General features: G+C 76.8%; 12 protein-coding genes. 6 read left to right on the top strand and 6 right to left on the bottom strand.

Annotation, left to right across the window (positions count from 1 at the left end; genetic code table 11):
* Positions 1 to 433: 433 nt before the first annotated feature.
* Entirely contained in the window at positions 434 to 793 is a 360-nt protein-coding gene (locus F6X68_RS22200; RefSeq protein ID WP_132237346.1) for a PadR family transcriptional regulator, read from the top strand.
* A complete protein-coding gene (locus F6X68_RS22205) occupies positions 790 to 1,800 on the top strand; it encodes a hypothetical protein (protein WP_151456092.1) in 1,011 nt (336 codons plus the stop codon). Before F6X68_RS22200 ends, F6X68_RS22205 begins: the two co-directional genes overlap by 4 nt.
* A 72-nt stretch (positions 1,801 to 1,872) precedes the next feature.
* Here the strand turns inward: F6X68_RS22205 and F6X68_RS22210 are convergent, their stop codons facing one another.
* The 3 genes from F6X68_RS22210 to mptB (F6X68_RS22220) all read right to left on the bottom strand — a co-directional run bounded on the left by F6X68_RS22210 (position 1,873) and on the right by mptB (F6X68_RS22220) (position 5,729).
* The gene (locus F6X68_RS22210) at positions 1,873 to 2,736 is read right to left on the bottom strand and encodes a phosphotransferase (protein WP_225852354.1); all 864 of its coding nucleotides are present in this window, start codon (positions 2,734 to 2,736) and stop codon (positions 1,873 to 1,875) included.
* 6 nt (positions 2,737 to 2,742) lie between these two features.
* Positions 2,743 to 4,212, bottom strand: a complete 1,470-nt coding sequence (gene mptB / locus F6X68_RS22215) for a polyprenol phosphomannose-dependent alpha 1,6 mannosyltransferase MptB (RefSeq protein ID WP_370518973.1) — start codon at positions 4,210 to 4,212, stop codon at positions 2,743 to 2,745.
* Positions 4,213 to 4,328: 116 nt separating this feature from the next.
* Positions 4,329 to 5,729 carry a polyprenol phosphomannose-dependent alpha 1,6 mannosyltransferase MptB gene (gene mptB / locus F6X68_RS22220; RefSeq protein WP_192581496.1) on the bottom strand — a complete coding sequence of 467 codons (1,401 nt, stop codon included), beginning with the start codon at positions 5,727 to 5,729 and terminating at the stop codon, positions 4,329 to 4,331.
* Between the two features lie 44 nt (positions 5,730 to 5,773).
* Here mptB (F6X68_RS22220) and F6X68_RS22225 point away from each other — a divergent pair, with 44 nt between their 5' ends.
* On the top strand, positions 5,774 to 7,519 hold the full coding sequence (locus F6X68_RS22225) for a hypothetical protein (RefSeq protein WP_151456096.1): 1,746 nt from the start codon (positions 5,774 to 5,776) through the stop codon (positions 7,517 to 7,519).
* Positions 7,520 to 7,657: 138 nt separating this feature from the next.
* Positions 7,658 to 8,365, top strand: coding sequence for a bifunctional 2-polyprenyl-6-hydroxyphenol methylase/3-demethylubiquinol 3-O-methyltransferase UbiG (locus F6X68_RS22230; RefSeq protein WP_225852356.1), 708 nt, complete (start codon positions 7,658 to 7,660; stop codon positions 8,363 to 8,365).
* 33 nt (positions 8,366 to 8,398) lie between these two features.
* Here the strand turns inward: F6X68_RS22230 and F6X68_RS22235 are convergent, their stop codons facing one another.
* The 3 genes from F6X68_RS22235 to F6X68_RS22245 all read right to left on the bottom strand — a co-directional run bounded on the left by F6X68_RS22235 (position 8,399) and on the right by F6X68_RS22245 (position 12,927).
* Entirely contained in the window at positions 8,399 to 11,500 is a 3,102-nt protein-coding gene (locus F6X68_RS22235) for a bifunctional [glutamine synthetase] adenylyltransferase/[glutamine synthetase]-adenylyl-L-tyrosine phosphorylase (protein ID WP_151456098.1), read from the bottom strand.
* Positions 11,500 to 12,267: a type 1 glutamine amidotransferase gene (locus F6X68_RS22240; RefSeq protein WP_151456099.1), complete on the bottom strand. Its 768-nt coding sequence runs from the start codon at positions 12,265 to 12,267 to the stop codon at positions 11,500 to 11,502. The genes F6X68_RS22235 and F6X68_RS22240 overlap by 1 nt, the downstream gene beginning before the upstream one ends.
* 69 nt (positions 12,268 to 12,336) lie before the next feature.
* Positions 12,337 to 12,927 (bottom strand): TetR/AcrR family transcriptional regulator, encoded by a 591-nt coding sequence (locus F6X68_RS22245; RefSeq protein ID WP_151456100.1) that lies wholly within the window; start codon positions 12,925 to 12,927, stop codon positions 12,337 to 12,339.
* A gap of 76 nt (positions 12,928 to 13,003) precedes the next feature.
* Here F6X68_RS22245 and F6X68_RS22250 point away from each other — a divergent pair, with 76 nt between their 5' ends.
* Positions 13,004 to 13,420, top strand: a complete 417-nt coding sequence (locus F6X68_RS22250; RefSeq protein ID WP_151456101.1) for a VOC family protein — start codon at positions 13,004 to 13,006, stop codon at positions 13,418 to 13,420.
* A 100-nt stretch (positions 13,421 to 13,520) separates the two neighbouring features.
* A partial coding sequence (locus tag F6X68_RS22255; RefSeq protein ID WP_151456102.1) for an LD-carboxypeptidase occupies positions 13,521 to 14,363 on the top strand: 843 nt, incomplete at its 3' end.

A 14,363-nucleotide genomic window follows, 5' to 3' on the forward strand; every position in this document is an offset into this window, starting at 1 on the left:
CGACCGCCCCCTGGCGGACCGGCCCCGGCCCGACCGTCCGCCAGACCGACCGGCTCCGGCCCAACCGGCTCCGACCCGACCGCCCTCCGCCCGACCGGCTACGCGATCGCGGCCGGTGGAACACCACGGGTGTCACGGGAGGGCTTTGACACCCCTGGTGTTCCACTCGACGTGCGATCGGCGCCCCTAGCGCGCCGTCAAGGCGGCCGGCGGCGTTCCTAGCGCCGTCGAGGCGGCCGGGCGGCGTCCCTAGCACGCCGTCAAGGCGGCCGGGCGGCGTCACTTGCGCGCCCGTCGAGGCGGCCGGGAGGGGCCGCGACGGCGAAGGGCGCAGCCGCAACGCCGGCAGCGACTGGACGCCGGACGGCGCGGTCGGAGCAGGTTCGGCACGCAACGGACCCCTGCATACCTTCGCGTCCGTTATATTGCTGGCGTGGACACACCGCTGCGCGAACCCACCTTCCTGATCCTCACCGCGCTGGCCGGCGAGCCGATGCACGGCTACGGCCTGATCGGCGAGGTCGCCGCCCTCTCCGACGGGCGCGTGTCGCTGCGGCCCGGCACCCTCTACGGCGCGCTCGACCGGCTGACCGACGCCGGCCTGGTCGAGGTCGACCGCGAGGAGGTGGTGGACGGCCGACTGCGCCGCTACTACCGCCTCTCCCCCGCTGGCGACGCCACGCTGAGCGCCGAGACCGAGCGCCTGCGCCGCAACGTCGAGGCCGCCACCGCCCGCCTGCGCGCCCGTGCGGCCCGACCGCTCGCCCCGCGTACCGCCGGAGGGCTGGCATGAGCGGCCTGGAGCGGCGCTACCACCGCCTGCTGCGCGCCTACCCGGCCGAGTACCGGCGGGCGCGCGGCGCGGAGATCGTCGGCACGTACCTCGACCTGGCCGGGCCGGGGCGACGCTGGCCCTCGCCCGCGGACGCCGCGGACCTCGTACGCGGCGGCCTGCGCCAGCGGCTGCGGGCCGCCGGGGCCGCCGACCTGATCCCGGGCGTACGCCTCGCCGCCGTCCTCGCCTTCCTCACCGCGACGGCACTGGCGGGGGCCTGGTCGGTGCTGGAACTGCGGCCACCGCCCGCCGGTTGGGGCACGCCAACTGCGGGGCCGTTCGTCTCGATCGGCGTCGCGGTGTGGCTTGCCTGGCTGTTCGCCGCAGTGGCGCACGCCGCCGCGCCTGCCCGCTGGGCACGGCGTGTCATCGCCGTCGCGGTGCTGCTGACCCTCGCGGTCATGCCCGCCGCCGTCCTCGCCGATCTGCCCCGCCCGCCGCTGCTGGTGCTGGTGCCGCAACTCGGGCTGGGCCTGGTGGCGCTCGCCCTGCCCGACCGGCTGCCGGCGCCGGTGCGGAGCCTGCCGCTGCTCGCCGCCGGGGCCGCAGCGCTCGCACAGACCAATCTCCAACCCCCGGTCGACTTCGTCGCGACCTCCTACCAGTGGGTCGGAAGCCAGGTTCTGCCCTGGACCGCCGCGGCGATGCTCGCCGTGGTGTTGCTGCTCGGCACCTGGTGGGCGGCGCGCGCGGACCCCCGGGGCGGGTGGGCGTTGCTCGTCCTGCTCACCCCGCTGGGCCTGCTCTCGCTGCACATTCTGGCCGGTGCGGCGGATGGCCTGCTGCATGGCGCACCCAGACCGGGCTGGGCCGCGCTCGCCGCGACGGCCGTCGTGGTCGCGCTGGTCGGCCCGGCGCTGCTCCCGCTGGCGATCGCCCTGCGCGGGCGGGCGCGCGGGCCCGGCCCGGTCGGAGCGGACGCCCGCTGCCCCACCTGTGGGCACACCGCCGAGCGGGTCCTGTAGAGCAGCGGCCGCACATCCGTGCGGTCGGGTGGAACGCGACGGCTGTCTCACCCGTGGTGAGAGGGAGGGCGGTCAACGCAGGGCCGCCTCCCATTCCCGCGTGTGGGCGGCGAGGTGGTCGGCGGTGCCCCGCCAGTACGGGCCGTCCTCGGTCCAGATCCGGGCCCACGGCTCGCGCCGCTGCTCCGCGCCCTCGCGCAGCAGTTCGTACATCGCCCGGGCGCGGCGGCCCAGCATTTCGGCCAGGGCCGGGCGGGACGCCTCGTCGAGGCGGTAGCCGTCGGCGAAGGCGCGCAGCCGGGCCGCCGACTCGGCGACCGGCCGGTCCGGGTGCAGGCCGGCCATGCTCTGCGCGGCGTACGCGACGTCCCAGAGCCGTGAGCCCGGCGCGGCGGCGTCCCAGTCGATCAGCACCCAGCCCCGGTCCGCCCTGATCAGGTTCCAGGGCGCCACGTCGTTGTGGCACACGAGTTCCTCCCGGTCCGGCGGGATGAGCCGCTGCCACGCCGCCCCGGGCGGCGGGACGAACCCGGCCAGCGCCTCGTGCAGCTCGGCCAGCATCCGGCCGATCGCGAACAGGTCCGCCACCGGGTACGTGCCCGACGCCGCGCCGACCTCGCCGGGGACGTACTCCAGCACCTGCCGGCCCTGCGCGTCCCGGCCCAGGGGTCGGGGCGCGCCGGAGAATCCCACCGCGTGCAGGTGTTCCAGCAGGGCGTCCACCGCGTCGGTCCAGGGGCCGGCCGGACGGCGCACGGTGTCGCCGATGCGCACCACGCCGGCGGTGGCGTTGCTCGGCAACGGTTCCTCGGCTGCGCTCATCCCACGATCATGGACCCGCCAGCCGCAGCGCGCCACGGACCTCAGCCGGGCGCGCGGCACGGGCGCCACGCCTGAGGACGCGGCGCGAACCCCGCCGGCCGGTACGCGCGGCATGGCCCCTCAGTCCGGGCGCGCGACACCGGTCCGGCGGAGTCGGAGCAGGCCCCACACCGCCAGTCCGGCCGCCAGCGCGGTCATCGCCAGCGCGCCCGGGGCCTTGCTGAACCGGGCCAGGTTGGTGCCGTCGGGCAGGGCGAGGAAGGCCGCCGCCGCGCAGGGCGCCACGAACCAGGTCGTACGCGCCGCGGCGACCGCGAGCAGCGCCAGCGGCCAGGTGGCGTACCAGGGGTGGAAGACCGGGGCCAGCGCGACCGTGGCGGCCAGCGCCAGCCCGGTCCCGAGCAACGCGGCCCGGGGGCGGGCGGCGTCCGGGCGGGCCACCCGCTGCCCGACGTCGTCCGCCCGGCGCAGCCCTGACCAGGCCCGCCACCACAGCGCCGCCACCAGCACGGCGAGCAGCAGCAGGGCCGCCGCGCGGGTGACCGGCACCGCGCCCGGCTCCCGGCCGGCGAGGCCGCCCGCGTAGTCGACGACGAAGCCGACCGCCGTGGGTGGGGACGTCCACTGCTCCGAGTCGCCACTGCGGGTCAGCCCGCCCACCCAGCCGAGGCCGAGCCCGGCGAGCAGCGAGGTGACGGCCACCGCGCCGAGCGCCCCGCCGGCCAGCCAGCCGCCGTCGCGCAGCAGCGCCCGTACGGTGTGGCGGCCGTGTACGGCGGCCAGCGCCGCGAACGGGAGCACCACCACGGCGGTCGCCTTCACGGTCACCGCCAGCCCGAGCAGCGCCCCGGCCAGCAGCAGCGGCCCCGGCCTGCCGGGACGGCGGACCAGCACGAGCAGGCCCGGCAGGAGCAGCCCGAGCATCACCGCGTCGTTGTGCGCGCCGGCGATCAGGTGCACCCCGACCAGCGGGCTGGCCAGCGCCAGCCAGGCCGCCCGGCGGGTGGGCACGCCGGCGGCCCGGGCCAGCCCGACCAGGCATCCGGCGGTCAGCAGCACTCCCGCGACCGCGAGCAGCCGGAACGCCACGATCGCGCCCACCAGGTCGCCGCCGAGGGTCACCGCGAGCGCGGCGAGCAGCACGAAGAACGGCCCGTACGGCGCCGGCGTGTCCCGCCAGATCGGGGCGACCGCGTCCACCCAGGGACAGCCGGCCCCGGCCACGCCGACGGCGTACGGGTCGACGCCGTGCGCGTACGCCCAGCCCTGGCAGGCGTACGAGTAGACGTCCCGGCTGCCCAGCGGCGGCGCGGCCAGCAGCGGCAGCGACCACAGCCCGGCGGTCCGGTACGCCCACCGCGTCGACGGCGCCCCCCGGCGCAGCGACCACCAGGCGCCGACCAGCAGGCTCGTGCCGACGAGCCAGGCGCCGAGCGTCAGTGGCCCGCCGTCGGAGCGCCACCCGCCCGCCGGGCTTGCGCCCAGCGGCGTCGACGGCAACGCGCCACCGAGCCAGCCGGCGACGGCCAACAGCACCGCCCCGACCAGCCCGGCGTAACGCGCAAGCCGGGCGGCACCGGGAGTCGGCAAGGGGTCGGACAACGGCAACGGCGGGCGGTCAGACGACGGCGACGGCGACGAAGGGTCAGGCGGCGGGTCGGGTGGGGCCGGCGGGGCGCCGGGAGTGGTCACCGGCGGCCCTCTCCTCAGTCCACGGCGGCCGGTCGACGGGCCGCCCGGGCCGACCGTACCAAGCGGACCACCACCACGATCACGAACAGCGTCATCAGCGGCGCCCCGACGGTCTTGGTGTACCGGGCCAGCCCCGTGCCGTCGGCGAGCACCAGGAACGACGAGACGATCGCGACGACCGCGAACCACCCGGTGCGCCGGGCCGTGGCCGCGAGCACCGCGAGCGGCCACGTCCAGTACCAGGGGTGGAAGAGCGGGGCGAGCGCGACTGTGGCGGCCAGCGCCAGGCCGGCGTGCCAGATCGGCTCCCGGGTGCGCGCCCGCCACCACAGCCAGAGCAGCACCAGCGCCAGCGCCGCCATGCCGATGCCCCGGGTGGCCGGCAGCGGGTCGCCGTGCCAGCCGAACGGCGCGGCGAGGTAGGCGACGGTCTGCCCCACCGCCGTCGGCGGCGAGGTCCAGGCGATCACCAGGCCGCCCTGTTCGAGCCCGGTCACCCAGCCGAAGCCCAGGCCGGTGGAGAGGGTCGCGCCGACCACGGCGGCGACCGCCCCGCCGACCACCCACCCGCCGTCGCGCACCAGCGCCCTGATCGAGTACGCCCCGACGATCGCGGCCAGCGCCGCGAACGGCACCACGACCAGCGCGGTCACCTTGATCGCGACGGCGAGGCCGAGCAGCACTCCCCCGCCGAGCAGCGGGCCGGGGCGGCCCGGCCGGGACACCACCACCGCCAGCCCCGCGACGAGCAGCCCCACCATCAGCGCGTCGTTGTGCGCCCCGGAGACCAGGTGCACCCCGATCAGCGGTGAGCCCAGCGCCAGCCAGACCGCCCGGCCGCCCGGTACGCCGCAGCGGCGGGCCAGCGCCGGCAGGCAGGCCGCCGTCAGCCCCACCCCGACGACGGCGAGCAGCCGGAACAGCACGATGCTGCCGTACAGGGATCCGGTGGCCTTCACCACCGCCCCGGCGAGCAGCACGAACAGCGGCCCGTACGGGGCCGAGGTGTCCCGCCAGATGTAGGAGATGGTGTCCAGCCACGGGCACGGCAGCGCCGAGACGCCCTGCTCGTACGGGTTCAGGCCGGCGGAGAAGCTGGCCCCCTGGCAGGCGTACGCGTAGACGTCCCGGCTGCCCAGCGGCGGCGTGAGAAGCAGCGGCAGCAGCCAGAGCCCGACGGTGACCAGCGCCCAGCGGGTCGACGGCACCCGGTCGCGCAGCGTCCACCAGGCGTACGCCATCGCGCCGGTGCCGACCGCCCAGCTCGCGATGATCAGCGGGCCGTACGGGCCCTGCCAGATGCTGACCGGGGTGGGGCGCAGGTCGCCGTCGGGGAACGCTCCGCCGAGGAACGCGGCCACGGCGAGCAGCGTCGAGCCGGCGAGGCCGATCCAGCGCGCGAGGTGGTGAGGCACGCCGGACATGCTGCCAGTACGGTGGTCGCGGTACGGAGGTGGGCATGCGGCGCAGTCGGGTGGTGGCGGTGGCCGCCGTCTCCGCCGTGCTCCTCGCAGTGGCGTATGTCGCCCTCCCGCCGACCGGCTCCGACCTCGCCGCCCAGGTGGCCCGGGCCGACTTCTTCGCCGCGCACGGCCTCGCCCCGGTGGACCTGCGCTGGTACGGCGGCGTGCAGCAGTTCGGCTACAGCCTGGTCTCCCAGCCGGTGATGGCGCTGCTCGGGGTACGGGTCACCGGCGCGCTGGCCCTGGTGGCGGCGGCGACCGCGTTCGCGGCGCTGCTGGTGCGTACCGGGGTGCCCCGCCCGTTGCTCGGCAGCCTCGTCGGGGTGCTCACGATCGCCGCCAACCTAGTCTCGGGCCGGGTGACGTACGGCCTCGGGGTGGCCTTCGGCCTCGGCGCGCTGCTGGCCCTCACCCTCGGCCCGACTGCCCCCACCGGCGGCGCCCGGGGTGGACCGACCGATTCCGGCCCCGAGGGACCGACCGGCACGGGCCCGGGTGGGCCGACCGGCGCGGGCCCCGACAGGCGGGGGCGGCGACGGCGGCTCGTGCGGCTCGGCTTGGTGGCGGCCGGTGCGCTGCTGGCCTCGGCGACGAGCCCGGTCGCGGGTCTGTTCGTCGGCCTGGCCGGGGCGGCGCTCCTGCTGACCCGCCGGTACGCCGACGGCCTGGTGCTCGGTGTCGCCGCCGCGCTGCCGCTCGGGCTGACCGCCCTGCTCTTCGGCGACGGCGGCTGGATGAACATCAGCCGCACCGACACGGTCCGCGCCGTGCTGACCAGCCTGCTCGTGGCCGCGCTCGTGGGGTACCGGCCGGTGCGGGCGGGTGCGTTGCTCTCGGCGGCCGGGGTGCTGGCGGCGGCGCTGGTGCACACCCCGGTGGGGCTGAACGCCACCCGGCTGGCCGTCATGTTCGCCCTGCCCCTGCTGGCCGCCGCCGCCCGCCCCCCGGCCCGGCTGACGAGATGGCTGGGCCGGGGCGGCGCGTCACCCGCCGACGGGCCCGGGGCGGCCGGGCGGACCGGCGTAGGACCCGCCGGAGCCAGCGGCACGCGGGCCTGGGGCGTCGCACTGGCCGGGCTGCTGGCGGTGGTGTGCTGGTGGCAGCCGCCGGTGTCCCCCGCCGACCTGCGCAGCGTCGAGGACCCGACCAGCCGGGCGGCCTACTTCGCGCCGCTGCGGGCGTTCCTCGACGGGCAGCGCCTCACCGGCCGGGTGGAGGTCCCGCCGACCCGCAACTACTGGGAGGCGGCGAGGCTGGGCGAGGTGCCCCTGGCCCGGGGCTGGCTGCGGCAGGCCGACATCGACCGCAACCCGCTCTTCTTCACCACCGTGCCGGGGGCCGCGGGCACCGGGGTGCCACTGACCGCGGCGAGCTACCGGGACTGGCTCACCGACAACGCGGTGCAGTTCGTCGCGGTGCCGGACGCCCCGCTGTCCTGGGTGGGGCGGGCCGAGGCCGAGCTGGTGGCGGGCGGGCTGCCCTACCTGACGCCCGTCTGGTCCGGCCCGCACTGGCGGGTCTGGGCGGTGACCGACCCGAGCCCGATCGTCGAGGCGCCGGCCGAGCTGGTCGCGCACGACGGCGCGTCGGTGACGTTCCGGGCGCCGGGCGCCGGCACGGTGCCGGTCCGGGTGCGGCACAGCCGCTGGCTGACGGCCTCGGGCGGGGCCACGGTCGCCGCGGACGGCGGCTGGACGGCGGTGACGGTGCCGCGCGCCGGGCAGTACCGGCTCGGCAGCTGACCGGTCACCACCTTTTGCCAACCCGGCAACAATCTTTGCTCCCACGCTGCCGCCACGCCACGATCGACGGGCAGGGACGACCTCGTCGCAGTCGGCATGCTCGGCGAGGAGGCAGGCAGCGCACCAGGAGGACGAGACGTGCAGCACGACGCGACGACCGGTGGACACCGGCACGACGACACCAGCGCGGCCTCCGGCCACGACGGGCGGCGGCACCCGGACGTGGACGAGGAGACCGCGCGGTTCTGGGAGGAGCACTACGGGCGGCACGAGCGGGTCTGGAGCGGCCGGGCGAACCCGGTCCTGGTCGACGTCGCCGGCTCGCTGCCGGCCGGCACCGTGCTGGACCTCGGCTGCGGGGAGGGCGGCGACGCGCTCTGGCTGGCCGCGCGGGGCTGGCGGGTGACCGCCGTCGACGTCTCCGAGACCGCCCTGGCCCGGGCGGCCGAGGAGGCGGCCGCTGCCAGGGTCACGTCCCGCATCGAGTTCCGCCGGCACGACCTCACCCGGACCTTCCCGCCGGGCGCGTACGACCTGGTCTCCGCGCAGTTCCTCCAGTCGCCGCTGGAGTTCCCCCGGGCGGAGCTGCTGCGGTCGGCGGCCCGGGCCGTGGCCCCCGGCGGCCGGCTGCTGATCGTCGAGCACGGCGAGGTCCCGCCCTGGGGGCGGCACGACCACGCGCACGCCCGCTTCTCCACCCCGCAGGAGACCCTGGCCGCGCTCGACCTCGACCCCGACCGGTGGGACACCGAGCGGCTCGACGCCCCGCGCCGGCAGGCCACCGGCCCGAACGGCGAGCTCGGCGAGCTGGTCGACCACGTGGTGCTGGTGCACCGCCGCCGCTGAGTTCCGCAGCGACGACCCGGCCGGGCGGCGGGCTCAGGAGTCGAGCACCCGTTCCATCGCCGCCCGGGAGCGGCGGCAGGTGCGCAGGTACTCGTCGAGGAACTCGCCGGGATCGTCGCGGCCGAGCAGCCGGACCACCCCGGCCAGCTCGACGCCGTGCCGCGGCAGCTGGTCGCCCTCCCGGCCCCGGACCAGCATCAGCGCGTTGCGGACCTGCGCGGCCAGCGTCCAGCCGGCCGCCATCTCCGTGGCGTCCGTCGGGTCGACCAGGCCCGCGTCCCGGGCCGCCGCGAGGGCGTCGAGCGTACGCGTGCCGCGCAGCGCCGGGAGTGCCCCGGCGTGCCGGAGCTGGAGCAGCTGCACCGCCCACTCGACGTCGGCGAGGCCACCCCGCCCCAGCTTGGTGTGGGTGGCCGGGTCGGCGCCCCGGGGCAGCCGCTCGTGCTCCACCCGCGCCTTGATCCGGCGGATCTCCACCACCTGCTCGCGGCTCAGCCCGTCGGCCGGGTGGCGCACCGGGTCGATCATCGCCACGAACTCGGCGCCGAGGTCGGCGTCGCCGCAGACGAACCGGGCCCGCAGCAGCGCCTGCGCCTCCCACACCTTCGACCAGCGGGCGTAGTACTGCGCGTACGCGGCGAGGCTGCGCACCAGCGGGCCCTGCCGGCCCTCCGGACGCAGGTCGGCGTCGACGCCCAGCGGCGGGTCGGGCGCGGGCATGCCGAGCAGCCGGCGCAGCTCCTCGGCGATCGCGCGGGCGGCGGCACCCGCCGCACCGTCGCCCGCGCCGGCCGGCGCGTCGTAGACGAAGAGCACGTCGGCGTCGGAGAGGTAGTTCGACTCGTACCCGCCGAGGCGGCCCACGCCGATGACGGCGAAGCGCAGCCCCGGCACGGGCGGTTGGGCCGCGCGGGCGGCCCGCAGCGCGGCGGCCAGGGTGGCGTCGGTGACGTCCGCCAGGGCGGTGCCGACGGCGGTCACGTCGGCCAGGCCCAGCGCCGCGCGCCCGCCGTCGGGCCGGGGCGGCGACGGGGCCAGCGAACCGGCCCGGCACAGCAGGTCGGCGCAGGCGATCCGGACCAGTTCCCGACGGCGCAGCGCGCGGATCGCCCGGGTGGCCTCGACCGGGTCGGAGTGCCGGGCCGCGGCGGCGGCGAAGCCCTCGCAGAGGACCGTGCTGGGCCGGGGCACCAGCTCGCTCTCCTCGGCCAGCAGCCGCAGCGCCTCCGGCTCGCGGGCCAGCAGGTCGGCGGCGTAGCGGGAGGAGGAGAGCACCCGGGCCAGCCGGCGGGCCACCGGCCCGGAGTCGCGCAGCAGGCGCAGGTACCAGGGGGTGCTGCCGAGCTTGTCGGAGACCTGCCGGTAGTTGAGCAGGCCGCGGTCCGGCTCGGGGGCGTCGGCGAACTCGCTGAGCAGCACCGGCAGCAGGGTGCGCTGGATGGCGGCGGTACGGCTCACCCCGCCGGTGAGGGCCTGGAGGTGACGCAGCGCCCCGGCGGGGTCGGCGAAGCCGAGGATCTCCAGCCGGTGCCGGGCCGCCTCGGGGGTCAGCCGCAGCCCGTCGGCCGGCACCCGGGCCACCGACTCCAGCAGCGGCCGGTAGAGCAGCTTGGCGTGCAGTCGGCGTACCTCGGCGGCGTGGGTGACCCACTCGGCGCGGAACTCCTCGACGGCGCTGCGGCCCGGCGTGGCGGTGTGGCCCAGCGCGGCGGCCAGCCAGCGCAGCGCGGTCGGCTCGGTCGGCACGGTGTGGGTGCGGCGCAGCCCCTGGAGCTGGAGGCGGTGCTCGACGCCGCGCAGGAAGCGGTAGCCGCGCAGCAGCGCCTCGCCGTCGGCCCGGCCGACGTAGCCGCCGGCGACCAGCGCGCGCAGCGCCGGGATGGTGCCGGGCACCCGCAGCGACTCGTCGCCCCGGCCGTGCACGAGTTGCAGCAGCTGCACGGCGAACTCGATGTCGCGCAGCCCGCCCGGACCCCGCTTGATCTCGCGCTCCAGCTCCTTCGGCGGGATGTTGTCGATGATCTTGCGCCGCATGGCGCGGACGTCCTCGACCGCCTCGGGCCGCTCGGCGGCCCGCCACACCAGCGGGGCGAGCTGGTCGATCCACGCCCGGCCCAGCGTCAGGTCGCCGGCCGCCGGCCGCGCCTTGAGCAGCGCCTGGAACTCCCAGGTGCGCGCCCAACGCCGGTAGTAGGCGAGGTGGCTGGCCAGCGTCCGCACCAGCGGCCCCCGGTTGCCCTCCGGACGCAGGGCCGCGTCGACCGGCCAGGCGACCAGTCCGCAGACGTGGATGAGCCGGGTGGCGACCGTGGTGGCCGCGGCGAGGTCGTCGTCCTCGGCGGCCACGAAGATCACGTCGACGTCGGAGACGTAGTTCAGCTCGTCGCCGCCGCACTTGCCCATCGCCACGACGGCCAGCCGGGGCCGGGGGGTGCCCTCCGGCAGCTCGCCGACCGCGATCTCGTACGCCGCGGCCAGGGTCGCGTCCGCCAGCGCGGAGAGCGCGGCCATGGTCTGCTCCAGGCCCCGGCCGCCGGTCAGGTCGGCCGCCGCGATCCGCAACAGCGCCAGCCGGTACGCCCTGCGCAGCACCGCCACCGGCTGCCCGTCGCCGGACAGGTCGAGCCGCCCCTCGGCGGTCGGCGCCAGCCCGTCCGGGGCGGTGCACAGCGCCGGCCACTGGTCCGGGTTGGCGACCAGGTGGTCGCCGAGTGCGGACGAGGCGCCGAGGACGGCGATCAGCCGGCGGCGCAGGCCGGGGTCGTCGGCGAGCCCCGCCAGCAGCGCCGACGGCGCCTGTTCCGGGGCCTCCCGACGCTCGGCCTCGACCGGCGTCCCGGGGTGGGCCTTCCCCCCGGAACGGCCCGTGGCGGGGCCGGTGCCGTTCGCGGCCATCCGGCGCTCGGCCTCGACGATGCGGTGCAGCTGGCGCAGCGCCAGGTCCGGGTCGGCGGCCCGGGAGAGCGCGGCGAGCAGCTCCGCCGCGCGGCCGTCGGTGGGCTCCTGCACGTCCGGCCGCCACAGCCTCAGCCCGTCCGGGCCGAGCAGGTCGGCGGCGCGGGTGGCGCCGGCACCGCCGTCGGTGCCGAAGCCGTAGCGGGCGAGCCGTCCCGCGGCCCTGGCCGGCCGGCTCATCACTGCCCGAGCAGGGGCAGGCTGCGGCGGGGCGTGGCGTCCTCCAGCTCACCCAGGGCCAGCGCGGCGAACCGGGCGGCGAACGGCTGCCAGACCTCCTCGACGTCGACCATCACGTCGTGGCAGGCCGCCACCACCAGGTCGGGGTCGTAGCCCAGCTCGGCCAGCAGCCTCGAGTCGGCTGCCCAGTCGGCGATCATGGCGGTGTCGCACTCGATGTGGAACTGCAACCCCCAGGCCCGGTCGCCGAGGCGGAACGCCTGGTGGGGGTAGCGGGTGGAGGCCGCGAGCAGGGTGGCGCCGCGGGGCAGCTCGGTGATCTCGTCGGCGTGCCACTGGAACACGTCGGGGATCAGCGGGACGTAGCGGAACAGCGGGTCGGTGTCGGCGGCGTCCCGCTTGCCGACCACGCAGGGGCCGACCTCCGGGCCGCTCGGGCTGCGCACGACCTCGCCGGCGTGCGCCGTGGCCAGCAGCTGCGCGCCGAGGCAGATGCCGAGGGTCGGCACCCGGTGCCGGACGGCCTTGCGCAGCAGCCCCTCCAGCGCCGGCAGCCAGGGCGCGGCGGGCGACCCGTCCGGCAGCGGGTACGGCGCCATCGCGCCGCCGAGCACGACCAGCGCCGAGTATCCCTCCAGGTCGGCGGGGATCTCGTCACCGGCGTGGGCGCGAACCACCCACAGGTCGAGGCCGGCTTCGGTCAGCCACTCGCCCAGCCGGCGGACGTCGTCGGTCGGGTCGTTCTCGATCACCAGCGCGGTAGCCACGACGTCGAGGCTAGCCGGTGGCCCGGACGGACCCCGGAACGCCTCCACCGGCGCGGCGGACGATCGAACTCAGGGGGCGCGCAGCGCGTCGAGCATCCGGGCCAGGGCGGTGCGGGTGTCGGCCAGGGCGGTCGGGTCGGCCGCCCTGGCGATCCAGAGCGCCGCCTCGTTCATCGCACCCGAGAGCAGGTGGGTGATGGGCGCCACCGGCTGCGGCGCGATCAGCCCCTCCTGGATCAGCAGGGTCAACGCGTCGGCCAGGTGCCGGCCTGACGCCGCCTCGTCCAGCGCGCGCCACTCGTTCCAGCCGAGCACCGCCGGGCCGTCGATCAACATGATCTGCTGGATCTCGGGATCGGTGCTCGCGGTGAGGAACGCCTGGCAGCCCGCCGTGAACCGGGCCCACGGGTCCGCCTCGGCGTCGGCGGTCGTGGCGACCCGGTGTGCCACCTCCCGCTGCACCTCCGCCAGCACCGCCCGGAACAGCTCGGCCTTGCCGGCGAAGTGGTGGTAGAGCGCGCCCTTGGTGACTCCGGCCACCCGCACGATCTCCGCCAGGCCGACCGCCGCGTAGCCCCGGGTGGCGAACAGCTGCCGGCTCTCGGCCACCAGGGCCCGCCGGGTCTGTTCCCGCTGCTGCGCCCGGACACCCTCGGTCATCGCACCCCCTCGTTGACATACCAACGGTATGTGAAATACGGTCCTCGACATACCGATGGTATGCGAAAGGGCCGAGATGAACCTGACCAGCTTCTACCCCGTCGTCTGCACCGCACAGCTGCGCGAGTCACACGACTTCTACCGACGCTTCTTCGGCTTCGAGACGACCTTCGAGGCCGACTGGTACGTGAGCCTGCGCCGACCGGGGCCGCCCGCGTACGAACTGGCACTGCTCGACCACCAGCACCCGACGCTGCCCGAGGCGTACCGGGCACCCGTGCGAGGACTCCTGCTCAACCTGGAGGTGACCGACGTCGACGCCGAATGGGAGCGGCTCGTCGTCCGGGGCGGACTGCACGCCGAACTGCCGCTGCGTGACGAGGACTTCGGGCAGCGGCACTTCATCGTCGCCGCACCCGACCGGGTGCTGATCGACGTGATCACGCCCATCCCACCGTCGGGGGCGCACGCCGAGCAGTACCTCGACGGCTGAGCCGCCCGCGCGACTAGGCTCTGCCGCTGTGTCAGACCTCGCCCGCACGAGTCCCGCCACCGCCGTACGACCGCCGGCGCTGCGCCCCGGCGACACGGTGATGCTGGTGTCGCCGTCCGGGCCGACCCGACCGGAACGGGTGGCCCGGGGTGTCGAGCTGCTCACCGGCTGGGGACTGCGGCCGGTGCTGGCGCCGAACGCGTACGCCCGGCAGGGCTACCTCGCCGGCACGGACGACCTGCGCGCCGCCGACCTGAACGCGGCGTTCGCCGATCCCGAGGTGCGCGGGGTGATCTGCACCCGGGGCGGCTACGGCGCGCAGCGGATCGTCGACGCGATCGACATGGCCGCCGTACGCCGCGACCCGAAGGTGGTCGCCGGCTTCTCCGACATCACGGCGTTGCAGTTCGCACTCTGGCGGGGTGCCCGGCTGGCCGGCGTGCACGGCCCGGGGGCGGCCTGGCTGGACGAGCGCACGCCGCTGCGCTCGGCCGAGTCGCTGCACGCCGCCCTGATGACCACCGAGCCGGTCACGGTCAGCGCCGCCGCCGAGGAGGAGACCTTCGCGGTACGCGTGCCCGGCCGGGCCACCGGCCCGCTGCTGGGCGGCAACCTCTGCCTGGTCGTGGCGTCGCTGGGCACCCCGGACATGCCGGACCTGACCGGCGCGGTCCTGCTCGTCGAGGACGTCCAGGAGCCGCCCTACAAGGTGGACCGGATGCTCACCCAGCTCCGCCGCGCCGGGGTCCTGGACGGGCTGGCCGGGGTGGCGGTGGGCCAGTTCACCGACTGCGCGGACGGCTGGTCGGTCGGCGTCGCCGACGTGCTCTCCGAGCGCCTCGGCGACCTCGGCGTCCCGGTCCTCGGCGGCCTGCCGATCGGTCACGGCCCCGGCCAGCTCACCGTCCCCGTGGGCACCGAGGCCACCCTCGACGCGGAAACC

The organism is Micromonospora sp. AMSO12t, from assembly GCF_008806585.1.
GTDB classification, from domain to species: domain Bacteria; phylum Actinomycetota; class Actinomycetes; order Mycobacteriales; family Micromonosporaceae; genus Micromonospora; species Micromonospora reichwaldensis.